Below are 23602 nucleotides of genomic sequence, written 5' to 3'. Positions count from 1 at the left end.
GCCAACGGATGCCTGCGATCAGCTGTCGCGGCGCAGATCGTCCGGAATCGGCAGGTCCTTGTTCAGCGGATCAGGGCGCTTGCCCTTGCCGGCGCGGTGCTGGCGGACCTGGAAGACGAACGCCAGCACCTGGGCTACCGCCAGGTACAGGCCGGCAGGGATTTCCTGCTCGATCTCGGTGGAGTAGTAGATCGCCCGCGCCAGCTCAGGCGACTCGAGAATCTGCACGTTGTGCGCAGCGCCGATCTCGCGGATCTTGAGGGCGATGAAGTCGCTGCCTTTGGCCAGCAGCAACGGCGCGGCACCGCCCTTCTCCGGGTCGTATTGCAGGGCTACGGCATAGTGGGTCGGGTTGGTGATGATCACGTCGGCGTCAGGGATTGCCGCCATCATGCGCCGCTGCGAGACCTCGCGCTGCAATTGCCGGATGCGCTGCTTGACCTCGGGCTTACCGTCGGAGTCCTTGTGCTCGTCGCGCACTTCCTGCTTGGTCATCTTGAGCTTTTTCTGCGTTTGCCAGAGCTGGAACGGCACGTCCGCCGCAGCGATCAGCAGCAGCCCCGCCGACACCCACACCGCACTCCAGCCGACCACTACCGCGCTGTGAATGATCGCTTGCTCCAGCGACTCGTTGGCAATGGACAACAGCGCTATACGGTCATTGAGCAGCACCAGCCAGCCCACAAACAGGATCAGTACAAACTTGGCCATCGCTTTGAGCAGCTCGGTCAGCGCGTTCAGCGAGAACATCCGCTTGATCCCGGCCAAAGGATTCATCCGACTGAATTTGGGTTGCAGCAGGCTGCCGGAGAAGATGAAGCCACCCAGAATGATCGGCGCTACAAAGGCAATCACGAACAGCATGATCAACAATGGCTGCGCCGCCCACAGCGCCTTCTGGCCTGATGCCAGCAGAAAAAGACCCATCGAGCGCTCGTCGATCAGCACCTCGCGCGACAGCGAGAAGTTAATTCGCATCAAGTCCATCAGGGTGTCAGCCAGATGGCCGCCGAACACCAGCAGGCCGCCGGCGCCGGCGAGGGTCACCGCCACAGTATTTAGCTCTTTGGAACGGGCGATCTCACCTTTCTTGCGTGAGTCACGCTTGCGCTTGTCGGTGGGGTCTTCCGTCTTGTCCTGGCCGCTCTCGCTTTCTGCCATGCTCAGCGCGCCCGTGCCAGATCACGCAGCCACTGCAGCGCTTCGCTGGCCAGTGCCTGGTAATGCGAGAGGATGTCGGCCAGGCCGATCCAGAACAGGCCAAGGCCGAGCACCAGGGTCAGCGGAAAACCGATCGAAAAGATGTTCAACTGCGGCGCCGCACGGGTCATTACGCCAAACGATACGTTGACCACCAGCAGTGCGGTGACCACCGGCAGAATCAACAGCACCCCAGCGCCAAATACCCAACTCAGACGCCCGGCTATTTCCCAGAAGTGTTGGACCACCAGGGCATTGCCGACCGGCAAGGTGGTAAAGCTTTCGCTGAGCACCTCGAACACCACCAGATGGCCGTTCATCAGCAGAAACAGGATGCTCACCAGCATGGTCATGAATTGGCTGACCACCGCCACGTTGACGCCGTTGACCGGGTCAACCATCGAGGCGAATGCCATACCCATCTGGATCGCGACAATTTGCCCGGCGATGACAAACGCCTGGAATAGCATCTGCAACGAGAAACCGAACAGCGCGCCCACCAGGATCTGCTCACCGCACAGCATCAGCCCGCGCAGGCTCAGCGGGTCGAACTCCGGCATTGGCGGCAGCCCCGGCACGATGGCCACGGTAATCGCCAGCGCGGCATACAGGCGCACCCGCGCCGGCAGCATCTTGGTGCCGAAAATGGGCATGGTCATCAGCACCGCAGTCACGCGGAACAAGGGCAGCATGAAAGTCGCTACCCAAGTGCCGATCTGCGCGTCGGTAAGCTCCAGCATCGCCGGCTAACCGATCAACTGCGGGATGCTGGTGTACAGACCAAGCATGTATTCCATGAACTTGGTCACCAGCCAAGGCCCGACCACGATCAGCGTCACCAGCATCACCAGCAGACGCGGCAGAAAGCTCAGGGTCTGTTCGTTGATCTGGGTCGCAGCCTGGAACATCGCTACCACCAGACCGACCAGCAAGCTCGGCACTACCAGCACGGCGACCATCAGGGCGGTCAGCCAGAGCGCATCACGGAACAGGTCAACGGCAACTTCAGGGGTCATGCCACGCTCTCCTTGACGGTGTCAGAGGCCACCGAAACTACCGGCCAGGGTGCCCATGATCAGTGCCCAGCCATCGACCAGCACAAACAGCATGATCTTGAACGGCAGCGAGATGATCAGCGGCGACAGCATCATCATACCCATCGCCATCAGCACGCTGGCGACCACCATGTCGATGATCAGAAACGGGATAAAGATCATGAAACCGATCTGGAACGCGGTCTTCAGCTCCGAGGTGACGAACGCCGGCACCAGAATGGTCAGCGGTGCCTGCTCGGGGCTGGCAATGTCGGTGCGCTTGGACAGGCGCACGAACATGTCCAGGTCGCTCTGCCGGGTCTGCGCCAACATGAAGTCCTTGAGCGGCCCCTGGGCCTTGTCGATGGCCTGCTGAGCCGTCATCTGCTCGCTCAGGTACGGCTGCAGGGCATCCTTGTTCACCTTGTCGAACACCGGCGCCATGATGAACAGGGTCAGGAACAAGGCCATGCCGGTGAGCACCTGGTTGGATGGCGTCTGCTGCAGGCCAAGGGCCTGGCGCAGGATCGAAAAGACGATGATGATGCGGGTGAAGCTGGTCATGAGGATGACGAACGCTGGAATGAAACTCAGCGCAGTCATGATCATCAGGATCTGCAGGCTGACCGAATACTCCTGCTGGCCGTCGGCGCCACTGGACAAGGTAATGGCGGGGATCGACAGCGGGTCGGCGGCCAGGGCCAGCGGCGCGGCCAGCAGCAGCGCCAGGGTCAACAGCATGCGCACGGCGCCGATCATCACTTGGTGTCCTTCTGATCCTTGCCCATCAGCTCCAACAGCCGCTGGGCGAACTCTGGAGTCGCCGGGCGGGCACTGGCAGGCACCTCGACCGGCTCGGCCAGCACATGCAAGGCCTTGATGCTGCCCGGGCTGTGCCCGAGCAGGATCTGTTCCTTGCCGACCTGCACCAGCAACAGCCGGTCACGCGGGCCGATGGTGCGGCTGCCGATGATCTCGATCACCTGGCCACCGCGCGGCGCGGCGCCCTGCATGCGCCGCAGCAGCCAGGCCAGCGCGAAGATCAGGCCGACCACCAGCAACAAGCCAAAGACCATCTGCGCCAGTTGCCCGCCCAGACCACCTGGCGGCGTCGCAGCGGTAACCGGGGCAGCAGCAGGCGCTTGTGAGGCAACCACCACTTCGCTGACCAGCAGCGTGGCGACAGCGGCCACAGCGCGTATCACCGGCTTCACTCAGCGCAGCTTCTTGATGCGTTCGCTAGGGCTGATCACGTCGGTCAGGCGGATGCCGAACTTCTCGTTGACCACAACCACTTCGCCATGGGCGATCAGGGTGCCGTTGACCAGCACATCCAACGGCTCACCGGCGAGGCGGTCGAGCTCGATCACCGAACCCTGGTTGAGCTGCAGCAGGTTGCGGATGTTGATGTCGGTGCTGCCGACTTCCATCGAAATGCTCACCGGAATGTCGAGGATTACATCCAGGTTCGGCCCTTCGAGGCTGACGTTTTCATTGGGCTTGGGCGAGCTGGCGAACTCTTCCATCGGCAGGCGCCCGGCGCCGCCACTGTCGGCGGCCAGCAGTGCATCGATGTCGGACTGGCCGGCATCACCGGTTTCTTCCAGCGCGGCAGCCCATTCATCGGCCAGGGCCTGGTCCTCGGCAGAGGTAATTTCGTTTTCGTTAGCCATAGTGTCCTCGACAAGCATTCAATTCGGGGTTGCGACCGGCACGCCGTCAGCGGCGCTCGATCGGATCGATGATCTGCAGGGCCAGATTGCCCTTGTGCGAGCCCAGCCGCGCCTTGAACGACGGCACGCCATTGGCGCGCAGCACAAGGTGCTCGGGCAGCTCAACCGGGATCACATCGCCCGGCTGCATGTGCAGGATGTCGCGCAGTTTCAGCTGGCGGCGGGCAACCGTGGCGGTGACCGGCACACTGACATCGAGCACGTCCTCGCGCAGGGCCTTGACCCAGCGCTCGTCCTGATCGTCGAGGTCGGACTGGAAGCCCGCGTCGAGCATCTCGCGCACCGGCTCGATCATCGAATAGGGCATGGTCACGTGCAGGTCGCCGCCGCCGCCATCGAGCTCGATGTGGAAGGTCGACACCACTACCGCTTCACTGGGACCAACGATGTTGGCCATGGCCGGGTTGACCTCGGAGTTTATGTACTCGAAGTTGACCGGCATGATCGCCTGCCAGGCTTCCTTGAGGTCAACGAAGCACTGATCCAGAACCATGCGCACCACGCGCAGCTCGGTCGGGGTGAACTCGCGCCCCTCGATCTTGGCGTGACGCCCGTCACCGCCAAAGAAGTTGTCGACCAGCTTGAACACCAGCTTGGCGTCGAGAATGAACAACGAGGTGCCGCGCAACGGCTTGATCTTGACCAGGTTGAGGCTGGTGGGCACGTATAGCGAATGGATGTACTCGCCGAACTTCATCACCTGCACGCCACCCACCGCCACATCGGCGGAGCGGCGCAGCAGGTTGAACATGCTGATCCGCGTATAGCGGGCAAAACGCTCGTTGATCATTTCCAGGGTCGGCATGCGCCCGCGCACGATCCGATCCTGACTGGTCAGGTCGTAGCTCTTGATGCTGCCGGGGTCGGCAGCACTTTCGGTCTGTACCAGGCCATCGTCGACGCCATGCAGCAGCGCGTCGATCTCATCCTGGGACAGCAGGTCCTGTACGGCCATTACGGACTCCTACTGCAACACGAAGTTGGTGAACAGCAACTGGTCGATGACCGGTTTGCCGACTTCTTTCTGCGCCACTTCCTGGACCACCGCAGTGGCCTTCTGGCGCAGCATCTCCTGGCCCACCGAACTGCTGGCCAGGGTGTCGAAGCCTTGCCCCGAGAACATCATCACCAAGTTGTTGCGGATCACCGGCATGTGCACCTTGAGTGCGTCGATGTCAGCCTGGTTACGGCCTTGCAGGGTGATGCTCACCTGCATGTAGCGCTGGCGGCCATTCTGGTTGAAATTGACCACAAAGGCCGGCGCCAGCGGCTCGTAGATCGCTGCCGGCTTGACGTTGGCCAGGGCCGGGTCGGCGGCTGGCGCCGCTTCGCCCTTGTGCATGATGAACCAGGTAGCGCCCACCGACAGGCCAACCGCCAGCAGCAGTGCCACTACCATCAGCAGGATCAACTTGAGTTTGCCTTTTGCGGCGGGGTCTTTCACTGCTTCGCTCTTCGCCATGCCAATAATCCGTCGTCCATCAGGGGTTCGTAGGTGGATGACGTGGCTTGAGCAAGTGTTATGCCAGATATTGCAACGTAGACAAAACGCCGGGCCCGCCCATCGTCATCCAACAGAGTGACGGCAGACTGGCCCGGCGTCCTGGATCAGCAAATGCTGGGTCAGGCGTAGTAATCGACTGCGCTGTCGCCGATCACTACTTGCTGCTCGGCCGCGCGTGAAGCCTCGCTCAGCTCGCCTTGTTCACCTTGCTCAGCCGCAGCGGCGGCGCTGCGCCGTGCCGCCACACCGGACAGCTGCGATGCCTCTTGCTGCGCCTGCTGTTGCTGACCGCGGGACTGATCGGCAACGTTGACGTCAGGCTGGGCCAGGCCCTGCTGCGCGAACAACTCACGCAAACGGTGCAGCTGGCTGTCGAGGCTGTCACGCACACCGGCGTGACCACTGACGAAGGTAATCTGCGCGGCCTGGTCGGTGGCAATATTGACGCGGATGTCCAACCGACCCAGTTCGGCCGGCTCAAGCTGGATATCCGCCGACTTGAGGTTCTGGCTCGACAGGTACATGACCCGGTTGACCAGGCCTTCGGTCCAGGCGCCCTGGTTCATTGCCAACGGCTGTTGCAGCGGGCTGGGGTTGACCGGCACGGCGTTGGCGGTCTTGGCGGTGGCCGCCTGGGTCAGCGTGGCCAGGCGGTCAGCGAAGTTGTCGACGCGGGTATCACTGCTGGCGCTCTTGATGTCTTTCAGGCCGTCCTCGATCAGGCTGCCGAAGGCTTTGTGGCCTGACTCGGACTTGCCGCCTTCATGCTCGCCTTTCTCGACCACGTTCGCCAAGGTATTGACGGCAGCCTGGTTGCCGTCTGCGGGTGCCTTGCCAGCTTCTGACTGATTGGCCGCATGCGCCGAGGTCGTGCCTTTGGCCTGAGCACTGTGCTCAAGTGCAAAGCGCAGGCTTGGCAGGCCTGCCAAGGCGTCAGCTTCGGGGTCGAACGCAGCCTCGGCCGGCTCGCCGGTTTGCGGCGCTGCAGTGGCCGGCACACCCGCCTGCAAGACGGGAGCAATCGCCTGCGCCTGAGCCTGGATCAGTTGGGCACCGGCTGGGGCGTCGGTGACCTGGCCGGCAACCAGGCTGGCATCCACAGAAGCCTTGTTATCGCCGTCAGTGCTGGCGTCGGCCTGCTGCGCCGGGTCGCTGCCTGGCAAGTTATTGCCGTCAGCGGCAACCTCAGGCTTGTCGGCGGTCTGGGCCTTGCCGGCCGAGGCGGCGTCGGGCTTGTCCTTCGGTTTGGCCGGGGCCACCTTGTCGTCACGTTGGCCGACACTGTCGCGGGCCTGCTTTGCCATCACTTGATCAAAGCCTTTATCCTGCGCAACAGCGGCCGCAGGCGGCTTGTCGGCGCCCACCCGGGTCTGCTTGACGGGGGCGCTGGCTTGGATCAGTGGGTTGGGTGCGACAGGCATCGAGGGTCTCCGCGCCGGCTTGCGGCAAAATCGTCTGCACAGAGACAGGCAAAACTCGCGCCAGTTTTGCTCAACTGCCGGAGACACGCTCACATTCGAGTAGGTAGAAGCACTTCACCTGGCGGTATTCGGAGTCGATACGGTTGACCAGGTCTTCAACGCCATAGGCCGGCGACTGCTTGACCCGCTCTTCGAGCTGCTGGCAAAGGGCGGCCAAACCGACCGCACCCATGTTGCTGCTGCTGCCCTTGAAGCTGTGCGCGGCCATGCCCAACTCACTGGCATTTCTCGCGCCATGCAATTGGCTCAGGCGCCGCTCGGAGTCTTCCAGAAAAATCTCCAGCAGTTGCTGATAGCCACCCTCCATGATGTCCTGCAAGTCACGCAGGACCCGCTCATCGATGTGCACGTCCATCATCTGTTCACTCCCTGTTGAGGCGGCTAGGCCTGGCAGCGTGCTCACCAGAGCACCTCTACCTTGGCGCATCGACCGCCCTCGATCCATTGTGCATCCTGACTCAGGCGCCGCACCAGATGTATTCCGCGCCCACTGAAGGCATCCTGGCGTGGCAGCCGTGCCAGCACCTGCTCGACATCGAAGCCGACGCCGCTGTCACGGATTTCGATGGTCAGACGCCCTCCTCGCTCCCAGGGTTCAACCTTGAGATCTATCCGAATGTAACCATCGACCTGCTGCGCAAGTCGCTCACCGCGCAACCGGTAAAACTCTGAAAACCCTGCCGCATCGCCCTTTAGCGCTGAATCAAGGCCGAGCACGCCGTGTTCCAGGGCATTGGTATAGAGCTCGGCAAAGACGCTGTGCAACTGTCCGGCAAGCGGTCGCAGGCCATGGATTTCCTGCAGCAGCTGCAGCAGTTGCGGAACTGGATTGACCCACCGCAACGTCTCGCCGCGCAGCTCGAAGCCTAGCGACCAATCGAGCGGGCTGCTGCGCCCCCTGTCGGCATGGCCGGCGTTGGCGGGTAAATCCGCGGCTGGCTCGAGCATGCGGATATCACACAGGCTGACATCATCCCGAGCGCGCCCGCCAAACGCCTGCAAGGCTTGCAGCAGCTCCTCGAACAACAGTGCGGGGGTGCGGTTCAGGGCGATTACCTGCTGCAGGCGCTCTACCCCAAACAGTTGCCCGCCGGCGTTGCTGGTCTCGATTACACCATCGGACAGCAGCAACAGCCGCTCACCCGGCGCCAGTGGCATCACCTGGGTACGCTCATCGAAGCGTTCCGGGGCCAGTACACCCAGCGGTAGCTGGGTAGACGGCAAGGTCGCCAGCAATTCGCCGCTGGCCGCCAGATGATAGCCATCGGGCATCCCGCCACCCCAGAACTCCACGGTGCCGCGCTGGTAGCTGATGTTCAGCAGCAACGCACAGCAAAACATGTCTACCGGCAGGATGCGCTTGAGCTTGGCGTTCATTTCGCGCAGCGTCTGCGCCAGACCATAGCCCTTGCCGGTCATGCCATAAAACGCCTCTGCCAGCGGCATGGCGCCGACCGCTGCGGGCAGGCCATGCCCGGTAAAGTCACCCAGCAGCACATGCATGTCACCCGAGGGCGTGTAGGCCGCCAGCAGCAGGTCGCCATTGAACAGCGCAAAAGGCGACTGCAAATAGCGGATATTCGGCGCCTGCAGGCAGCCGGTATGGGCGACCTTGTCGAATACCGCCTTGGCCACGCGCTGCTCGTTGAGCAGATGCTGGTGGTGCAGGGCTATTTCATCGCGCTGCTCGAGGACCTTGGCCTGCAACCTTTGCAGGCGCTCCATGGCGCCGATCTTCGCCGCCAGAATCACCGCACTGTAGGGTTTGGCGATGAAGTCGTCGCCACCGGCTTCAAGGCAGCGCACCAGCGCCTGCTCCTCGCTCAATGACGTGAGAAAGATGATCGGCACCAAGGTCTCGCCGGCCAGCGCCTTGATCTGCCGCGCGGCCTCGAAGCCATCCATGATCGGCATCAAGGCGTCGAGCAGCACCAGTTGCGGCCGGTGCTGGCGAAACAGCGCCACCGCCTCGGCGCCATTCTCGGCGGTCAACACCTGATGACCCTGGCGGCGCACGATCTGCGCCAGCAACAGGCGATCGGCAGCGCCATCCTCGGCAATCAGCACCTGCAAAGTGGCTTCAGCCGGCATGAGCGCGGTCAACTGATGTCGAACAGTTTTTCGAAGTTGGAGATCGCCAGGATCTTGCGCACATCGGCTGTGGCGTGCACCACGCGCACGTCGGAGTCGTCACCGCCAACATGGTCGCGCAAGAGCAACAGCATGCCCAGCGCAGAACTGTCCAGGTAGGTTGCCTCACTCAGGTCGACCACGACCTGCTCGGGCCGGCCGTTCTGCCGCTCGTAAGCATCGCGAAACGCCTGATGCTTGGCGAAATCGAAACGGCCCTTGATCGCAATCGTCAGCTTCTTGCCGTCGGGGGAAAGCGTAGGTTCCACTGCCATGCTAGCGATTCCTTCGATGATGGCGGATGCAGCTTCAGAAGGTTTAGAAGACGCGCCGACAAGTTGCAAGCGACAGCGCCAACAAACTCGACCAATGCCCTAGTAAGCGCTGGATCGCGGCAGGCGCTGGGACAGCTCGTCCAGCAGCTTTTGCTCGCGCTTGTCTTCGAGCCGGCGCGCCTCATCCATGTAGCGCTGTACCAGCTTGCGCAAGCCCTCAACCCGGGCGTAAGCCTGCTGCCAGGTGGCACGGGCATTGTTGAGGTTGCTCTGGTGCCAGGCCAGGCTCTGCCGCTGCTGGGTCATGGCCGTTTCCAGCTGGGCCAGAAAGCGCTGATAGTTGAGCAGCCAGCTGCCGTTGACGCCCTGCCCACCGCGGTTGATCCACTGCAGCTGGTAGTCTTCGCGAAAACGCTCGAGCTCGGCCAGCTTGGCCTGGGCCTGGGCTACCTGCTGCTGGAAGTGACCAAGGCGCTGGACCGCCTTGCGCTCAGCCTCTTCGGTAATGTTCACCACCGGCGCCAGGCGCGCGGCACGGCTGGGCGTGCTCATGGCTTAGCCACCGCCTGTGGGCGTGGCAAACACGCCGGCCAACTGCTCACGGCTCTGCGTGCCGCTAACGTTTTCGTCCAGGCCCTGACGCAGGAAGCCGACCAGGCGTGCCTGCAAGGCAATCGCCAGGTCGGTTTCGGGATCGCCTCCCGCAACGTAAGCGCCCACGCTGATCAAGTCGCGGCTCTGCGACAGGCGCGACCACAACTGCTTGAATTTCTGCGCTTGGCGCAAGTGATCGGCGTCTACTACCTGCGGCATGACCCGGCTAATCGAGGCTTCGATGTCGATCGCAGGGTAATGACCTTCTTCGGCCAACCGCCGCGACAGCACAAAGTGGCCGTCGAGCACACCCCGCGCCGCATCGGCGATCGGGTCTTGCTGGTCATCACCTTCGGACAGCACGGTATAGAACGCTGTGATCGAGCCCCCGCCGGCCTCGCCGTTACCGGCGCGCTCGACCAGCTTGGGCAGCTTGGCGAATACAGACGGTGGGTAACCGCGGGTCGCTGGCGGCTCACCGATGGCCAGGGCGATTTCGCGCTGGGCCTGGGCAAACCGGGTCAGCGAGTCCATCAGCAACAGGACATTCTTGCCCTTGTCGCGAAAGTATTCCGCGATGCGCGTGCAGTACATCGCAGCGCGCAGGCGCATCAGCGGCGCATCGTCGGCCGGCGAGGCGACTACGACCGAACGCTTCAGGCCTTCTTCACCAAGGATATGTTCGATGAACTCCTTGACCTCCCGCCCCCGCTCGCCGATCAGGCCGACCACGATGATTTCGGCTTCGGTGAAGCGCGTCATCATGCCCAGCAACACCGACTTACCGACGCCGGTACCAGCGAACAGACCCAGGCGCTGGCCGCGGCCGACGGTAAGCAGACCGTTGATGCTGCGGATGCCGACATCCAGTGGTTGGCTGATCGGGTCACGGTTCAGCGGGTTGATGATCGGCCCGTCGATCGGCACCCAATCTTCGGCCTTCATCCCTCCTTTGCCATCCAGCGCCCGGCCAGCACCATCGAGCACCCGGCCAAGCATGCTCATGCCCATCGGCAGGCGCCCGCTGTCATCCAGCGGCACCACCCGCGCGCCCGGCGCGATCCCGGCAATGCTGCCAACCGGCATGAGGAACACCTTGGTCCCGGCAAAGCCCATCACCTCGGCCTCGACCTGCACCGGGTGGTAGCTGTCGTCGTTGATCACCAGGCAGCGACTGCCGACTGCGCCGCGCAGGCCTTCGGCCTCAAGCGTCAGGCCGACCATGCGCAACAGGCGACCCTCGACCACCGGCTGCTCAGGCAGGCTGATCGCCTCGGCGTAGCCGCCCAGGCGCTTGCCGAAGCTGGTGCGGTCAAGGCGCATCGGTGCTGCCCAGGTCCAGGCTGATATCGGCAGGCGCCGGATGCAGGGCCTGATCGTGCAACTGGTCGAACAGCTGCGCTACGGCCTTCTCGATGCGGGTTTCCATGCTGGCGTCGATGCGGCTGTGGGCGGTTTCGATACGGCACCCGCCGGGCAACAACGTTTCGTCTTCAAGGATTTTCCAACTCTCTTCGTGGCGTTCGCGCAGGGCCTTGGCCAGTTCGAAGTCCTGCGGATTGAGGTGGATGCGGATATTGTCGGCGCCCATCGGCAGCAGCTTCAGCGCGCTGCGCAGCACCTGGGTGATCTGGCCCGAATCAGTGCGTAGCTCACGGCCGATGACCTGCCGCGTCATGTGCGCCACCAGGTGCACCAGCGAGCGCTCGATCTGGGTGTCCTGCTCGGCAATCGGCTCCAGCAGATGCGCCAGCAACTGCTCAAGCTCACCCAGCTTGGCGGCGAGGGCTTCTTCGGCTTCCTGGCGGACCTTGAGCTGGGTGCTGTGAAAACCCTCGCGTTCACCGGTGGCAAAGCCTTCGTTGTAGGCTTCCTGGCGAATCGCTTCGAGCTCTTCGAGGGTCAGCGGCTGGACCTCGTCGAGGGGCACCTCTTCGATTTCCGGCTCGATGACTTCAGGCTCAGGCTCCGGTGCTGGCGCAGGCGCCGGGTCAAAGCTGGGCAGCGCCCAGACATCGACGCCTTCAAGGTCGCGGGCACGGATCAGGTCGCTGGGGTGTTCGGTGGTGGACATGCTGTGGGGCTCTCAAAAACCATGTTCGGCCAACGTACGCCCTGCTCGCGCGCGCGTCGGTGGAAAAATCCAGCGTGCCAGCGCTGGCGCCTGAGGTCGAACCTTTCAGCGCCAGCCTGAACAAGGCTTAGATCATTTCTTCGGCGCCCTTGCCGCCCAGCACGATCTCGCCGGCATCGGCCATACGCCGCGCGATGGTGAGGATTTCCTTCTGCGCGGTCTCGACGTCGCTGACCCGCACCGGGCCCTTGGCTTCGAGGTCGTCACGCAGCAGCTCGGAAGCACGTTTGGACATGTTCTTGAAGATCTTGTCCTTGACCCGCTCGTCGGCGCCCTTGAGCGACACCACCAGCACGTCCGAGGCCACTTCGCGCAACAGCGCCTGAATGCCACGGTCGTCGACGTCGGCGAGGTTGTTGAAGACGAACATCAAGTCTTCGATCTGTTCGGACAGGTCGCCATCGATCTCGCGGATCGAATCCATCAGCTGACCTTCGACCGAACTGTCGAGGAAGTTCATGATATCGGCAGCCCGCTTGATACCACCCAGCGTGGTCCGCGCGGCATTGGAGTTGCCGGAGAACTGCTTCTCGAGGATCTGGTTGAGTTCCTTGAGCGCCGCTGGCTGTACCGTATTCAACGACGATACGCGCAGGATGATGTCCAGGCGCACCTTGTGGTCGAAGTTACCCAGCACCTCACCGGCCTGGTCAGGGTCCAGGTAGGCCACCACGATGGCCTGGATCTGCGGGTGCTCGAAGCGGATCACGTCAGCCACGGCGCGTGGCTCCATCCACTTCAGGCTGTCCAGGCCGCTGGTGTTGCCACCGAGCAGAATGCGGTCGATCAGGCCGTTGGCCTTGTCCTCGCCAAGGGCTTGGTTGAGCATCTTGCGGATGTAGCCGTCGGAGCCGACGCCAAGGCTGGTCTGCTCGCCGACGATTTCGACGAACTCGCTCATCACCTGCTGGACCTGGTCGCGGTGGATATTGCCCACCTGCGCCATGGCCACACCGACTCGCTGCACTTCCTTGGGGCCCATATGGCGCAGGACCTGCGCGGCATCGGTTTCGCCCAGCGACAGCAGCAGGATCGCGGCCTTGTCGGTGCGGCTCAGTTTGGCGGTAACGGCTCGGTTATCACTCATCGGCGTTGATCCACTCTTTCACGACCTGGGCGACACGGCCCGGGTCTTCGGCCACCAGGCCTTTGATTGCGTTCAACTGCGCCTCATATCCCTCACTCGGGCTTGGCAACAGAATGCTTTGCGGGCCACCCAGGCTGACACGGTCGTTGGCCAGATCGCCATCCAGACCAATCATCCCACCCAGCTCCATGTCGCCGTCGGCAGCAGACTGCTTGCCACCGCCGGTGATGTTGTTGAGCACCGGACGCAATACGCCGAACACCAACACCAGAATGAACAGCACACCCATCATCTGCTTCATGATGTCCCAGAACCAGGGCTGCGAGTAGAACGGGATATCGGCGATTTCAGGGCTGCGATCAGCGGCGAACGGTACGTTGATCACGGTCACGCTGTCGCCACGGCTCGCATCGAAGCCCACCGCGTCCTGGACCAGGCGGGTGAAGCGCGCCAGATCTTCGGCGCCCCACGGTGCACGGGTGGTTTCGCCAGTCGCAGCATCGAGCTTGGCCTGATCATCCACTACCACTGCCACCGACAGGCGGCTGAGGCGGCCCTGTTGCTGACGGGTATGGCTGATCGAGCGGTCCAGCTCGAAGTTCTTGGTCGACTGCTTGCGCTTGTCGGCCGGGTACGGTGCGAGCATAGGCTGGCCGGTGGCCGGGTCCATGATCTGCGCGCCATTGGCATCCAGCAATGGCTGGCCAGGCTGAATGGCACCCGCTGGGGTTGCCGCGGCGGTGGCGTTTTGCGGTGCGGCAGCGGCAGCTGGCGGCTGGTTGCTCAGAGCACCCGGCACGCCTTGCGGCCCCTGGCTGCTGGTGCGCTGCTCGTCGACCGACTGTTCGCTGCGCAGGGCTGGCTGATCAGGGTTGAACTGCTCGGAGGTCGACTCGACTGCACTGAAGTCGACATCGGCCGACACTTCGGCCTTGTAGCGGTCATTACCCAGCACTGGCTGCAGGATGTTGTGCACACGCTGGGTGAGCATGCCTTCCATGCGTCGGCTGTAATCGAACTGCTTGCCGGCCATGGTCAGCGAAGAGTCCTGCAGTTGATCGGAGAGCAGGTTGCCTTTCTGGTCGACCACGGTGACCTGGGTCTTGTCCAGTTCCGGCACGCTGGTCGCCACCAGATTGACGATCGCCATCACCTGGCCCGGCTCCAGCGCACGGCCCGGATACAGTTCGACCAGTACCGACGCACTTGGCTTGCGCTCGTCGCGCACGAATACCGAGCTTTTCGGGATCGCCAGATGGACGCGCGCGGCCTTGACGTTGTTCAGGCTCGACACGGTGCGCGCCAGCTCGCCTTCCAGGCTGCGCCGGTAGCGGGTCGCCTCCATGAACTGGCTGGTGCCCAGACCCTGCTCTTTGTCGAGCATCTCGAAGCCGACGTTGCCGTCGCTTGGCGCCACGCCAGCGGCTGCCAGTTTCAGGCGCGCACGGGAGAGGTCGTCGGCCTTGACCAGCAGAGCGCCGGAGTTGGGCTCCACGTTGTAGGGGATGTCGGCGGCGCCAAGCACTTCCATGACCTGCTTGGTGTCCATGCCGGCCAGGCTGCCATACAGCGGCCGGTAGTCCGGCTGCTGCGACCAGAGCACCACGGCAAAGCCGATAGCCACACTGGCAGCCAGCCCGACCAACAGGCCGACCTGACGCAAGGCGGGCATCCGCGAGATGTTTTCCAGGAACGACATGCCGAACAGCGGCGGCTTGGCCACTGGCGGCCCGCTCTTGGCGGGGGCGTTATCGACGACTGCTTCGGCCATGAGTCAATTAGTCCTCAAACCGGCATCTGCATGATGTCCTGGTACGCCTGAACCAGCTTGTTGCGCACCTGGGTCAACGCCTGGAATGACACCGAGGCTTTTTGTGAAGCAACCATCACGTCGGTCAGGTCCACGCCGCTCTTGCCAATTTCGAAAGCGTTGGCGAGCTGGCTCGAGGCCTGCTGGGTTTCATGGACCTTGCCAATGGCCTGGCCGAGCATGTCGGCAAAACTGCTCTGCCCTGGCGCCAGCTCAGGCGCAGCTGCCACTTTGGGCAGGGACATGGCATCGGCCTGCATGGACCGCATGTCCAACATCAGACGATTGAATTCAACACCTTGGCTCATGAACTTCTCTCTCCGGCGGCCGCATTTTTTTGACACTCATGCAGCGGATAGGCTGGTGCTAGCAAGAGCGATGCCAGCCATCCTGTAAGCGGGTTAATTAAGGTGAATCAGCCGAACAGGCTGGCCTCGACATCAAGGCCTGCATCGCGCATCTGCGCCAGCTTGTAGCGCAGGGTACGTGGACTGATGCCCAGTCGATCGGCCGCTTCCTTGCGCCGTCCGCGCTCGGCGCGCAGGGTGTCGATGATCATCTGGAATTCGTGCCGGCGCAGGTCATCGCCCAACACCCCGGAATCAGCAGGCGAATCGCTAGTGACTGCCTGTGCAGGCGCGACCAGCGCTGCCGGTGCAGACAAGGCAATGACCCCACCCAGACAAAAATCCGCCGCCTCGATCAAGCCGCCCTGCTGCAGAATCAGCGCCCGCTGCAGGGCATTGTCGAGTTCGCGCACGTTGCCCGGCCACGGATGGTTCTGCAGGCAGTGGCGCGCCTCGGCAGACAACCGGACCGGCGCGTGCTTCATCTTCGCCACATGGCGCGCCAGCAGGCGCTCGGCCAGCGGCAGAATATCGCCGCTGCGCTCGCGCAGCGGGCACCAGGCCAAGGGGAACACCGACAATCGATAGAACAGGTCTTCGCGGAAGCGCCCCGCCGCTACTTCAGCGCCCAGGTCGCGGTTGGTGGTAGCCAGCACGCGAATATCCAGCGCGATCGGCTTGCGTCCACCCACCCGCTCCACTTCCCGCTCCTGCAACACCCGCAGCAGCTTGGCCTGCAAGCCCAGCGGCATTTCGGAAATCTCGTCAAGGAGCAAGGTACCGCCATCGGCCTGCTCGAATTTGCCTGGCTGAGCGGCAATGGCGCCGGTGAAGGCACCCTTCTCGTGGCCGAACAAGGTTGCCTCGAGCATGTTGTCCGGGATTGCTGCGCAGTTGATCGCCACAAACGGCTGCGCCGCTCGCGCGGACTGGCGATGGATGTACTGCGCCAAGACCTCCTTGCCGGTACCCGATTCGCCGGAAATCAACACCGTCGAATCACTCTGGGCGACTCGCGCAGCCAGCTCCAGCAAGCGCCGGCTGGCCGGCTCGCATGCCACCGGGCCGTCTTCATCGGCTCCGCCGACGCGACCGCCAGCATGACGCGCCACCAGACTTAACAGCGCCTGCGGCTCGAACGGCTTGACCAGGTAATCCACCGCGCCTTGGCGCATGGCCTGGACTGCACGCTCAACCGCAGCATGGGCGGTCATCAGCAGCACCGGCAATTGCGGATGGCTGCTGCGCAATTGCAGCAGCAACTGATGGCCGTCCATGCCCGGCATGTTGACGTCACTCACCACCAGACTGAACGCTTCACCGGCCACAGCGGCCAACGCCTCTTCGGCACTGCCCACAGCCCGATAGGCAAAACCGCCGATCTCGAGGGTATCGCCAAGCGCTTCACGCAGCACCCGGTCATCCTCGACCAGCAGCACCTTGATACCCATCAGCGCGCCTCCCCAGGCAACTCGCCCAGCAGCGGCAGGATCACCTGCACGCAGGTGCCCCGACCTAGTCGCGAGCGCATGCGTACTTCGCCCTGATGTGCGCGCACCACCGCCTGAACCACGGCCAGACCGAGCCCGGTACCGGTAGTCTTGGTGGTCAGAAACGGCTCACCGAGGCGCGCCAGCAGCGCCGGCGCGATGCCGCAGCCAGCATCACTGACGCACAGGTGCAGCGCATGCCCACGGCGGAACAAATGAATTTTTACCCGCACCGGCAGCGTGCTTGCCTGCAGGGCGTTTTCCAGCAAATTGAGCAGTGCCCCGACCAGGGTGTCGCGATTGCACAGCAACTCTCCTAGGTGGGTGTCGCACTGCCAACGCACTGCATGGCCCTGCACATGCACCTGCGCGGCTTGTTGCAACGCCTGGAACAAACCCTTCGGACTGAGCCGATCAGCCAGCGGCAACTCACCGCGGGCGAACACCAGCATGTCGCGCACTTGATGCTCAAGCTCGTGCAGGCGCTCCTTGAGGTTTCCAGCAAAGCGCTGACGGGTTTCGCTGGGCAACTGTTGCTGCGGATCCGCCAGATGGCTGGCATAGAGCATGGCCGCCGACAGCGGCGTGCGGATCTGATGCGCCAGCGAGGCAACCATGCGCCCGAGCGAGGACAAGCGCTCATGCCGGGCGAGTTGATCCTGCAGGCGACGGGTTTCGGTCAGGTCGGTCAACAGGACCAACTGGCCAGGCTCGGCATCCAGCGAACGAGTAGCGATCGACACACGGCGGCCATCGCGCAGGGACACTTCATGGCCGTCGTCCTTGCGTGGAGCGAAACTGCGGGCAATGATCTGGCGCCACAATTCGCCGAGCAATGGCTCGCCCAGCAACTCGCAGGCTGCAGGATTCGCCTCACGCACCCTGCCGTGCTCATCGATCACCACCACCCCGCCAGGCAACAGGTCGAGCAGGTTCTGCAGGCGATTGGCCAGGCGTTCCTTTTCGTCCAGTTCAGCCATGCGCTGCGCACTGACTACAGCCAGCTCGCCCTTGAGCTCGCGCACCCGCGCCTCGAGCATGCCGTAGGATTGATTCAGTTGGCTGGAAACCTGATTGAACAACGCGAATGCGTGTTCAAGGCCCTGTCGGCTTTCCTGCTCGACCGGGATGCGACCCTGCGGATCAGCGGCTCGGGAAATCGGGGCGGCGTGGGGCATCGTGCTCTCTCGCGTGGCTGACCGTCATAAAAACGGTGTGTTGCCTGCGATATAGCAATAGCCGTGCCGGAGATAGGGTTAACGGGGTGGAGGGCTTATCAGGGCTGCACTGCAGCCCTATGCAAGGGAAACGGCAGGCGTCAATCCTCTGCCTGTTCCTCGCCGTCACGACGGCTCATGCCGTATTTGCGCATTTTCTCCACCAGCGTCGTACGGCGAATCCGCAAGCGCTCGGCGGCCCGCGCAACGATACCATTGGCGTCGTCCAGCGCCTGCTGGATCAAGCCTTGCTCGAGGCTACCGAGGTAGTCCTTGAGGTCGAGGCCTTCGGGCGGCAGCATCGCGTGATTGGAGAAATTCGGCGTATGGCCGTTGATCGCAACGCGCTCTTCCAGGTCGCTGCGCATGCTGTCGACCAACTGCTCGTCTTCATCGTCGACGTAGCGGAATTTCTTCGGCAGCTCGGACACCCCGATCACACCGTAGGGATGCATGATCGCCATGCGCTCGACCAGGTTGGCCAGCTCGCGGACGTTGCCAGGCCAGCCATGCCGGCACAGCGACATGATCGAGGCCGAATTGAACCGAATCGACCCACGCTTCTCGTGCTCCATACGCGAGATCAGCTCGTTCATCAGCAGCGGGATGTCTTCAACTCGCTCGCGCAGCGGCGCCATCTCGATCGGGAACACGTTCAGGCGATAGTACAAGTCTTCGCGGAAGGTGCCCTCTTCGATCATGACCTCAAGGTTCTTGTGCGTGGCGGCAATGATGCGCACATCGATGCTCTGGGTCTTGTTGCTACCGACACGCTCGAAGGTACGTTCCTGCAGCACGCGCAGCAGCTTGACCTGCATCGGCAGCGGCATGTCGCCGATCTCGTCGAGGAACAGCGTGCCGCCGTTGGCCAGCTCGAAGCGCCCAGCTCGACTGGTGATCGCACCGGTAAACGCGCCCTTTTCGTGACCAAACAGTTCGCTTTCGAGCAACTCGGCCGGGATCGCCCCACAGTTGACCGGCACGAACGGTGCCTCACGGCGCTTGGAATGATAGTGCAGGTTACGCGCAACCACTTCCTTGCCAGTGCCCGACTCGCCGAGGATCAGCACGCTGGCGTCGGTGTCGGCCACCTGCTGCATCATCTGCCGCACGTGCTGAATGGCGCGACTGGTGCCGACCAGGCTGCGGAACAGGTTCGGTTCGCGCTGACGGCCACGCTCGCGGGCATGGTCGTACATTTCGCGATAGACCTGGGCGCGGTGCAGGGAATCGAGCAGCTGGCTGTAGCTGGCAGGCATTTCCAGGTTGGACAACACCCGGCGGCGCAGGTCCTCAGGGAACTCTGCAGCAGAAACATCGCCAAGCAGCAACATCGGAAGGAACTCATCCCAGCCTGCCACTGTCTTAAGCAGCCCTTGCACACTGGAAGGCGCATTGACCGCACCAATCAGTACGCACAGCACCTCACGACTGGAGGCCAGCGACTCTACCGCTTGCTGCCAGTCCTGGCTTGAGCAAGACAGGTTGTCTTCGCCGAGAAAGTTCAGAACCACTGCCAGATCGCGGCGGCGGGCGCTGTCGTCATCGATCAGGAGAATCTTGGTTTCACGCCACATGCAATAGCAACTTCCCTAGTCATATCGGCGCCCTGAGGGCGTGCTCGACATCATTCCGACTGAATGGTCAGTGTTCGGACGTCTGAAATTCGAATACAGCCACTAGTAAAGTCAAAAAAAAACGCACAGTCAAATTTATGGCGCTCAGTTTTTGTATCTCATCAGTGTCAGCTGAACAGATGGTATACCTTGGCGGCATTTTTCGCCTGACGGATTTGCGTCATCTCGTCGACTAAAGTTTGACGTTCCCCACTTGCAACTTCAATCAGATGCCGATAGACCTCGAGCAGCTGCTCAAGGCTGGCACGTACCTGGCTTTCGTTGTGCGTGGCCTCGGACAGCACGTCCTCGACGCACAGGCGGCACTCGAGGTCGAGTTCGCTCACTGCATCCCAGTCGCGGCCGGCGAGCGCTGCCAGCAGCGCCTCACGGGTCTGTTCGATACGCTCGATCACCATGCTCATGCCACGCTCCTTGGATCAGCCTTCCGGCTGTTGGTCGGCGATCGCATCCCAGCCTTCCTTGACCGTGATCAGCAGGCGGGCGACTTCGTCGATGATCGCGGTGTCGGTCTTCAGGTTGGCCTCGACCAGGCGCCGGCTCATGTAGGTGTACAGATTATCCAGCTCGGCCAGGCTGTCGGCGTGGTTTTCCAGGTCGAGACCTTCACGCAGGCCGCCGATGATGTCGATGGCTTTGCCCAGCAGGATGCCCTTCTGGGCAATGTCATTGCGCGCAATCGCGCCCTTGGCCTGAGCCAGGCGGTCAAGACCACCTTGCATGAGCATTTGCACCAGGCGATGCGGGCTGGCCTCGGAGGTCTGCGCCGCGCCGTTCACTTTCTGGTACTGCCGAAGGGCCAACATCGGGTTCATGGATCTGCCTCGTTCCAGCAAAAAAGGTTGCGTATACCCTGTATATCGCCGCCGCGTCAAAAAACTTTAGCGGCAAAATAAAAAGCCCGGTGCGTCGTTGGACGCTACCGGGCTTGTTGTTCAGCAATGGCGGGTCAGGATTTCCTGGCCTGCGCGTTAAGTGCTTCGAAGATCGAGGTGATCTGATCAGCCTGGGCCTTCATCTTGCCCAAAGCAGTGTCCAGAGCAACGTATTTCTTGGTCAGCGCCTCGGTAAGCGACTCGGTGCGACGATCCAGCGCAGCCTGCTGATCCGTCAGGTTCTTGGCAACCTTGTCCAGGTTGGCCTTGCGCGTGGCCAGGCTACCATCGGCGGCGTTGTACGGATCGATGGCCTTGTTCATGCGCTCGAAGATGCCATTGGTGCCGGTGAACAGTGCCTGCACCTCATTACCCAGCTTCTTGTCGTTCATGGCTGCAGTGAACTTGGTACTGTTGAATTCCAGGGTACCGTCTTTCTGGGTGTTGATACCCAGCTGGCTGAGGGTGGTCAGGCGATCACCGCCACCCATCTCGGACATGACACCGCGCACATCGGAGAGCAACGAACGCGTGGTCGGGTCGTTGGTCAGCGACCCCAGCACCAGGTTGCCATCGGCATCGGTGCTGGTCTTGGTCAGAGCGGTGACAGCTTTCTGCAGGGTGTTGTAGGCGTCGACAAAGGCCTGCACCGAGGTCTTCAGACCATCGTTGTTGGCCGCTACCGTGACCTTGGTGGCCACCCCGGCAACGCTGGCGCCGGTCAGCTCGAGGCTGATACCGCTGACGGCATCCTTGATGGTGTTGGAGGCGCTTTTAACCTCCAGACCGTCAATCAGCACCACCGCATCCTTGGCCGCCTCGGTAATGTAGCCGGCCCCCTCGGCCTTCATTGACTTGGTACCGTCGATTTCCAGCTTGGTGATACCGCTGACCGAAATGTCACTTTCAGCACCAGTGGTGGTTGAGCCAAGCACCAGACGCGCACCATCTTCACCAGTGATGATGTTGGCGGAGAAACCCGAACTGCCCAGCTCTTTGTTGATCTGGTCGCGAACGGTCTGCAGGGTGGCATCGTCGCCGACGGTGACCTTGTAGGTCTTGCCGCCCTGCTCGATGATCAGGTCGCCTGCAGGAATCGGCTCACTGGCGCCGCCGCTGAAGGCCTGGCTGGCCACCTTCGAGCTGGTGGCAAGGTTTTTCACTTCGATGGCATAGCTTCCCGCCACTGCAGTGTTGCCGGCGCTAGCTTTGACCACACTGTCGCTGGCCGATGTCGCGGCAAACGCATTGAACGACGGCGCCGTCTTGTCGTTGAGCTTGCCCATGGCGGTAGTAAAAGCAGTGAGGGCACTGCGCAGGGCTCCAACACCGGAGATATAGGCACTGTTGTAGCTGGACTGCCGGGCCAACTGCGCGGTCTTGGCAGCCGTGTCGGACTGCACCAGCACCTTGACGATGTTGGTGATGTTCAGCCCGGAGCCAAGACCCAAGTCGGAAACGATCGAGCTTGCCATGGTAGTGTCCCTCTCTACTTGTGCGGCAGCTCCGCTAGTGCAGAGCCGCCTCTATTCATTGCTGCAACACTCGACGCCAATTATGCCTTGGCGTCGAACAACAGACTATTGACATCGCTCAGGCTGCTGGCAATGCGCAGCGCCTCTTCCGAGGGCAACTGACGAATCAGCTCACCGGTCTCGCTGGCGATGACCTTGACCACTATCTTGCCGGAATCTTCATCGGTGGAGAATTCCAGATTGCGTCGAGAGGTGCTCAAGAATTTTTCGATTTCCGATACCGCTTTGCGCACCTGTTCGGCATCGATCACCGATGAAGGCTCTTTCGCATCAGCGACTCGGTAGGTATCCGCCGCACGGGTCACCGCTGTATCGGTAACGGGCTTGTCGGCGACCTGCTCGGCCGGACGCACGGCCGGGTAAGACAGGTTCAGCTTGACGCTCATGTCCATGCCTACCACCTCGTAACGAAAAGGCGGGGAAGCGCCTCAATGTGCACTCCCCCGCCGATGACCATCAGCGATTACTGAAGCAGTTTCAGTACAGCGGATGGCAGCTGGTTGGCCTGGGCCAGAACCGAAGTCGACGCTTGCTGCAGAGTCTGCTGCTTGGTCAGCTGAGCGGTTTCAGCAGCGAAGTCGGTGTCCTGTACACGGCCACGGGCGGCTTCGGCGTTTTCGTTAATGTTTTGCAGGTTGTTGATGGTGCTGGTCAGACGGTTCTGCGAAGCACCCAGGTCAGCACGGTTGCTGTTGATGATTGCCAGAGCGTCGTCGATTGCACCTACAGCGGCGCTGAAGTTGGTTTCAGCCAGGGTGGAGCTGGAACCCTGAATGTTGATACCCGAGGTGACACCCAGCGAGGCGGCGTCGAACTTCTGGCTCAGGTTGATGGTGATCTGGTTGACGCCGCCGGTGTTCGAGCCGACCTGGAAGGTCATGGTCGAAGCCGAACCGTCCAGCAGGTTCTTGCCGTTCAGCTGGGTGCTGTTGGCGATACGAGTCAGCTCGGAAGCCATCGACTGGAATTCTTTGTCCAGAGATTCACGGTCTTCTGGGCTGTTGGTGTCGTTTCGCGACTGGATAGCCAGTTCACGCATACGCTGCAGGATGTTGGTCTGCTCTTGCATCGCGCCTTCAGCGGTCTGGGCGATGGAGATACCGTCGTTGGCGTTTTTGATTGCCATGGTCTGACCGCGGATCTGCGAGGTCATTTTGTTAGCGATCTGCAGGCCAGCAGCATCGTCTTTGGCGCTGTTGATTTTCAGGCCGGAAGACAGACGAGTCATCGAAGTGCTGAGCGCGTCGGTAGCACGGTTCAGGTTCTTCTGAACGTTCAGGGAAGTAGTGTTGGTGTTAACGGTCAAAGCCATGACGAATTCCTCGTTAATTGGGTACTACGGCTTCCGGCCTTGGCAATTCGCCCGGTGCGGCACAGAGAACCTTCGTAATAGTTATCGTCGTCACAGCTCATTGCTTTAGCGGATTTTCAACAAATTTTAGTGGCATCCGGCCAGCCCAATGAAATCAAGGAGTTGACGCCAAGTTTCAGACGTCGGCACACCCAATAAAAACGCCGC

Annotated in this window: 26 protein-coding genes; all 26 read right to left on the bottom strand. The window is 62.1% G+C overall.

Going from position 1 to position 23602, the window contains the following annotated elements; all coding sequences use genetic code 11:
* Window positions 1–18 precede the first annotated feature (18 nt).
* The 26 genes from flhB to IDM28_RS07055 all read right to left on the bottom strand — a co-directional run bounded on the left by flhB (window position 19) and on the right by IDM28_RS07055 (window position 23395).
* Window positions 19–1161 carry a flagellar biosynthesis protein FlhB gene (gene flhB / locus IDM28_RS07180; RefSeq protein WP_150569767.1) on the bottom strand — a complete coding sequence of 381 codons (1143 nt, stop codon included), beginning with the start codon at window positions 1159–1161 and terminating at the stop codon, window positions 19–21.
* A gap of 2 nt (window positions 1162–1163) precedes the next feature.
* Window positions 1164–1940: a flagellar biosynthetic protein FliR gene (fliR, locus tag IDM28_RS07175; protein ID WP_188035626.1), complete on the bottom strand. Its 777-nt coding sequence runs from the start codon at window positions 1938–1940 to the stop codon at window positions 1164–1166.
* A 6-nt stretch (window positions 1941–1946) separates the two neighbouring features.
* Entirely contained in the window at window positions 1947–2216 is a 270-nt protein-coding gene (gene fliQ, locus IDM28_RS07170) for a flagellar biosynthesis protein FliQ (protein WP_101317868.1), read from the bottom strand.
* Between the two features lie 21 nt (window positions 2217–2237).
* Entirely contained in the window at window positions 2238–2993 is a 756-nt protein-coding gene (gene fliP / locus IDM28_RS07165; RefSeq protein ID WP_178080752.1) for a flagellar type III secretion system pore protein FliP, read from the bottom strand.
* On the bottom strand, window positions 2993–3448 hold the full coding sequence (fliO, locus tag IDM28_RS07160; protein ID WP_101317866.1) for a flagellar biosynthetic protein FliO: 456 nt from the start codon (window positions 3446–3448) through the stop codon (window positions 2993–2995). The genes fliP and fliO overlap by 1 nt, the downstream gene beginning before the upstream one ends.
* Window positions 3449–3907 carry a flagellar motor switch protein FliN gene (fliN, locus tag IDM28_RS07155; RefSeq protein WP_101317864.1) on the bottom strand — a complete coding sequence of 153 codons (459 nt, stop codon included), beginning with the start codon at window positions 3905–3907 and terminating at the stop codon, window positions 3449–3451.
* 46 nt (window positions 3908–3953) lie between these two features.
* Window positions 3954–4922, bottom strand: a complete 969-nt coding sequence (gene fliM, locus IDM28_RS07150) for a flagellar motor switch protein FliM (protein WP_101317862.1) — start codon at window positions 4920–4922, stop codon at window positions 3954–3956.
* A gap of 9 nt (window positions 4923–4931) precedes the next feature.
* Entirely contained in the window at window positions 4932–5429 is a 498-nt protein-coding gene (fliL, locus tag IDM28_RS07145; RefSeq protein ID WP_188035625.1) for a flagellar basal body-associated protein FliL, read from the bottom strand.
* 161 nt (window positions 5430–5590) lie between these two features.
* On the bottom strand, window positions 5591–6892 hold the full coding sequence (locus IDM28_RS07140) for a flagellar hook-length control protein FliK (protein ID WP_150573119.1): 1302 nt from the start codon (window positions 6890–6892) through the stop codon (window positions 5591–5593).
* Window positions 6893–6962: 70 nt separating this feature from the next.
* On the bottom strand, window positions 6963–7310 hold the full coding sequence (locus IDM28_RS07135) for an Hpt domain-containing protein (protein ID WP_101317857.1): 348 nt from the start codon (window positions 7308–7310) through the stop codon (window positions 6963–6965).
* Window positions 7311–7351: 41 nt separating this feature from the next.
* Window positions 7352–9043, bottom strand: a complete 1692-nt coding sequence (locus IDM28_RS07130) for a fused response regulator/phosphatase (protein ID WP_188035624.1) — start codon at window positions 9041–9043, stop codon at window positions 7352–7354.
* Window positions 9044–9051: 8 nt separating this feature from the next.
* On the bottom strand, window positions 9052–9357 hold the full coding sequence (locus tag IDM28_RS07125) for an STAS domain-containing protein (protein ID WP_101317852.1): 306 nt from the start codon (window positions 9355–9357) through the stop codon (window positions 9052–9054).
* Window positions 9358–9456: 99 nt separating this feature from the next.
* Window positions 9457–9909: a flagellar export protein FliJ gene (gene fliJ / locus IDM28_RS07120; RefSeq protein WP_188035623.1), complete on the bottom strand. Its 453-nt coding sequence runs from the start codon at window positions 9907–9909 to the stop codon at window positions 9457–9459.
* A gap of 3 nt (window positions 9910–9912) precedes the next feature.
* Window positions 9913–11274 (bottom strand): flagellar protein export ATPase FliI, encoded by a 1362-nt coding sequence (gene fliI / locus IDM28_RS07115; RefSeq protein WP_101317848.1) that lies wholly within the window; start codon window positions 11272–11274, stop codon window positions 9913–9915.
* Entirely contained in the window at window positions 11264–12025 is a 762-nt protein-coding gene (gene fliH, locus IDM28_RS07110) for a flagellar assembly protein FliH (RefSeq protein WP_188035622.1), read from the bottom strand. Before fliH ends, fliI begins: the two co-directional genes overlap by 11 nt.
* Window positions 12026–12152: 127 nt before the next feature.
* Window positions 12153–13172 carry a flagellar motor switch protein FliG gene (gene fliG, locus IDM28_RS07105; RefSeq protein ID WP_101317844.1) on the bottom strand — a complete coding sequence of 340 codons (1020 nt, stop codon included), beginning with the start codon at window positions 13170–13172 and terminating at the stop codon, window positions 12153–12155.
* Window positions 13165–14943: a flagellar basal-body MS-ring/collar protein FliF gene (gene fliF / locus IDM28_RS07100; RefSeq protein ID WP_101317842.1), complete on the bottom strand. Its 1779-nt coding sequence runs from the start codon at window positions 14941–14943 to the stop codon at window positions 13165–13167. Before fliF ends, fliG begins: the two co-directional genes overlap by 8 nt.
* A gap of 14 nt (window positions 14944–14957) precedes the next feature.
* Window positions 14958–15290 carry a flagellar hook-basal body complex protein FliE gene (gene fliE, locus IDM28_RS07095; RefSeq protein ID WP_101317840.1) on the bottom strand — a complete coding sequence of 111 codons (333 nt, stop codon included), beginning with the start codon at window positions 15288–15290 and terminating at the stop codon, window positions 14958–14960.
* Between the two features lie 107 nt (window positions 15291–15397).
* Entirely contained in the window at window positions 15398–16780 is a 1383-nt protein-coding gene (locus IDM28_RS07090; protein WP_150573122.1) for a sigma-54-dependent transcriptional regulator, read from the bottom strand.
* Window positions 16780–17997, bottom strand: a complete 1218-nt coding sequence (locus IDM28_RS07085) for a sensor histidine kinase (RefSeq protein ID WP_188035621.1) — start codon at window positions 17995–17997, stop codon at window positions 16780–16782. Before IDM28_RS07085 ends, IDM28_RS07090 begins: the two co-directional genes overlap by 1 nt.
* A 140-nt stretch (window positions 17998–18137) precedes the next feature.
* On the bottom strand, window positions 18138–19613 hold the full coding sequence (gene fleQ / locus IDM28_RS07080; protein WP_103436646.1) for a transcriptional regulator FleQ: 1476 nt from the start codon (window positions 19611–19613) through the stop codon (window positions 18138–18140).
* Between the two features lie 167 nt (window positions 19614–19780).
* On the bottom strand, window positions 19781–20077 hold the full coding sequence (locus tag IDM28_RS07075) for a flagellar protein FliT (RefSeq protein ID WP_150569773.1): 297 nt from the start codon (window positions 20075–20077) through the stop codon (window positions 19781–19783).
* A 15-nt stretch (window positions 20078–20092) separates the two neighbouring features.
* Entirely contained in the window at window positions 20093–20488 is a 396-nt protein-coding gene (gene fliS, locus IDM28_RS07070) for a flagellar export chaperone FliS (protein WP_103436644.1), read from the bottom strand.
* A gap of 134 nt (window positions 20489–20622) precedes the next feature.
* Window positions 20623–22023: a flagellar filament capping protein FliD gene (gene fliD / locus IDM28_RS07065; RefSeq protein WP_188035620.1), complete on the bottom strand. Its 1401-nt coding sequence runs from the start codon at window positions 22021–22023 to the stop codon at window positions 20623–20625.
* An 80-nt stretch (window positions 22024–22103) separates the two neighbouring features.
* Window positions 22104–22475 carry a flagellar protein FlaG gene (locus IDM28_RS07060; protein WP_188035619.1) on the bottom strand — a complete coding sequence of 124 codons (372 nt, stop codon included), beginning with the start codon at window positions 22473–22475 and terminating at the stop codon, window positions 22104–22106.
* Window positions 22476–22546: 71 nt separating this feature from the next.
* Complete coding sequence (locus IDM28_RS07055; protein WP_188035618.1) at window positions 22547–23395, bottom strand: flagellin domain-containing protein; 849 nt, start codon at window positions 23393–23395, stop codon at window positions 22547–22549.
* Window positions 23396–23602 lie beyond the last annotated feature (207 nt).

The organism is Pseudomonas sp. EZ-C24, from assembly GCF_014525325.1.
Classification (GTDB): Bacteria; Pseudomonadota; Gammaproteobacteria; order Pseudomonadales; family Pseudomonadaceae; genus Aquipseudomonas; species Aquipseudomonas shirazensis.
The sequence above is the reverse complement of the archived record's forward strand: the minus strand, read 5'-3'. Positions and strand labels throughout refer to the sequence as shown.

What these genes read in the sequence shown, in the direction of transcription:
- flhB (WP_150569767.1), bottom strand. Translation starts at nt 1,161, where the DNA reads ATGGCAGAAAGCGAGAGCGGCCAGGACAAGACGGAAGACCCCACCGAC.
- fliR (WP_188035626.1), bottom strand. Translation starts at nt 1,940, where the DNA reads ATGCTGGAGCTTACCGACGCGCAGATCGGCACTTGGGTAGCGACTTTC.
- fliQ (WP_101317868.1), bottom strand. Translation starts at nt 2,216, where the DNA reads ATGACCCCTGAAGTTGCCGTTGACCTGTTCCGTGATGCGCTCTGGCTG.
- fliP (WP_178080752.1), bottom strand. Translation starts at nt 2,993, where the DNA reads ATGATCGGCGCCGTGCGCATGCTGTTGACCCTGGCGCTGCTGCTGGCC.
- fliN (WP_101317864.1), bottom strand. Translation starts at nt 3,907, where the DNA reads ATGGCTAACGAAAACGAAATTACCTCTGCCGAGGACCAGGCCCTGGCC.
- fliM (WP_101317862.1), bottom strand. Translation starts at nt 4,922, where the DNA reads ATGGCCGTACAGGACCTGCTGTCCCAGGATGAGATCGACGCGCTGCTG.
- fliL (WP_188035625.1), bottom strand. Translation starts at nt 5,429, where the DNA reads ATGGCGAAGAGCGAAGCAGTGAAAGACCCCGCCGCAAAAGGCAAACTC.
- IDM28_RS07140 (WP_150573119.1), bottom strand. Translation starts at nt 6,892, where the DNA reads ATGCCTGTCGCACCCAACCCACTGATCCAAGCCAGCGCCCCCGTCAAG.
- IDM28_RS07135 (WP_101317857.1), bottom strand. Translation starts at nt 7,310, where the DNA reads ATGATGGACGTGCACATCGATGAGCGGGTCCTGCGTGACTTGCAGGAC.
- IDM28_RS07130 (WP_188035624.1), bottom strand. Translation starts at nt 9,043, where the DNA reads ATGCCGGCTGAAGCCACTTTGCAGGTGCTGATTGCCGAGGATGGCGCT.
- IDM28_RS07125 (WP_101317852.1), bottom strand. Translation starts at nt 9,357, where the DNA reads ATGGCAGTGGAACCTACGCTTTCCCCCGACGGCAAGAAGCTGACGATT.
- fliJ (WP_188035623.1), bottom strand. Translation starts at nt 9,909, where the DNA reads ATGAGCACGCCCAGCCGTGCCGCGCGCCTGGCGCCGGTGGTGAACATT.
- fliI (WP_101317848.1), bottom strand. Translation starts at nt 11,274, where the DNA reads ATGCGCCTTGACCGCACCAGCTTCGGCAAGCGCCTGGGCGGCTACGCC.
- fliH (WP_188035622.1), bottom strand. Translation starts at nt 12,025, where the DNA reads ATGTCCACCACCGAACACCCCAGCGACCTGATCCGTGCCCGCGACCTT.
- fliG (WP_101317844.1), bottom strand. Translation starts at nt 13,172, where the DNA reads ATGAGTGATAACCGAGCCGTTACCGCCAAACTGAGCCGCACCGACAAG.
- fliF (WP_101317842.1), bottom strand. Translation starts at nt 14,943, where the DNA reads ATGGCCGAAGCAGTCGTCGATAACGCCCCCGCCAAGAGCGGGCCGCCA.
- fliE (WP_101317840.1), bottom strand. Translation starts at nt 15,290, where the DNA reads ATGAGCCAAGGTGTTGAATTCAATCGTCTGATGTTGGACATGCGGTCC.
- IDM28_RS07090 (WP_150573122.1), bottom strand. Translation starts at nt 16,780, where the DNA reads ATGGGTATCAAGGTGCTGCTGGTCGAGGATGACCGGGTGCTGCGTGAA.
- IDM28_RS07085 (WP_188035621.1), bottom strand. Translation starts at nt 17,997, where the DNA reads ATGCCCCACGCCGCCCCGATTTCCCGAGCCGCTGATCCGCAGGGTCGC.
- fleQ (WP_103436646.1), bottom strand. Translation starts at nt 19,613, where the DNA reads ATGTGGCGTGAAACCAAGATTCTCCTGATCGATGACGACAGCGCCCGC.
- IDM28_RS07075 (WP_150569773.1), bottom strand. Translation starts at nt 20,077, where the DNA reads ATGAGCATGGTGATCGAGCGTATCGAACAGACCCGTGAGGCGCTGCTG.
- fliS (WP_103436644.1), bottom strand. Translation starts at nt 20,488, where the DNA reads ATGAACCCGATGTTGGCCCTTCGGCAGTACCAGAAAGTGAACGGCGCG.
- fliD (WP_188035620.1), bottom strand. Translation starts at nt 22,023, where the DNA reads ATGGCAAGCTCGATCGTTTCCGACTTGGGTCTTGGCTCCGGGCTGAAC.
- IDM28_RS07060 (WP_188035619.1), bottom strand. Translation starts at nt 22,475, where the DNA reads ATGGACATGAGCGTCAAGCTGAACCTGTCTTACCCGGCCGTGCGTCCG.
- IDM28_RS07055 (WP_188035618.1), bottom strand. Translation starts at nt 23,395, where the DNA reads ATGGCTTTGACCGTTAACACCAACACTACTTCCCTGAACGTTCAGAAG.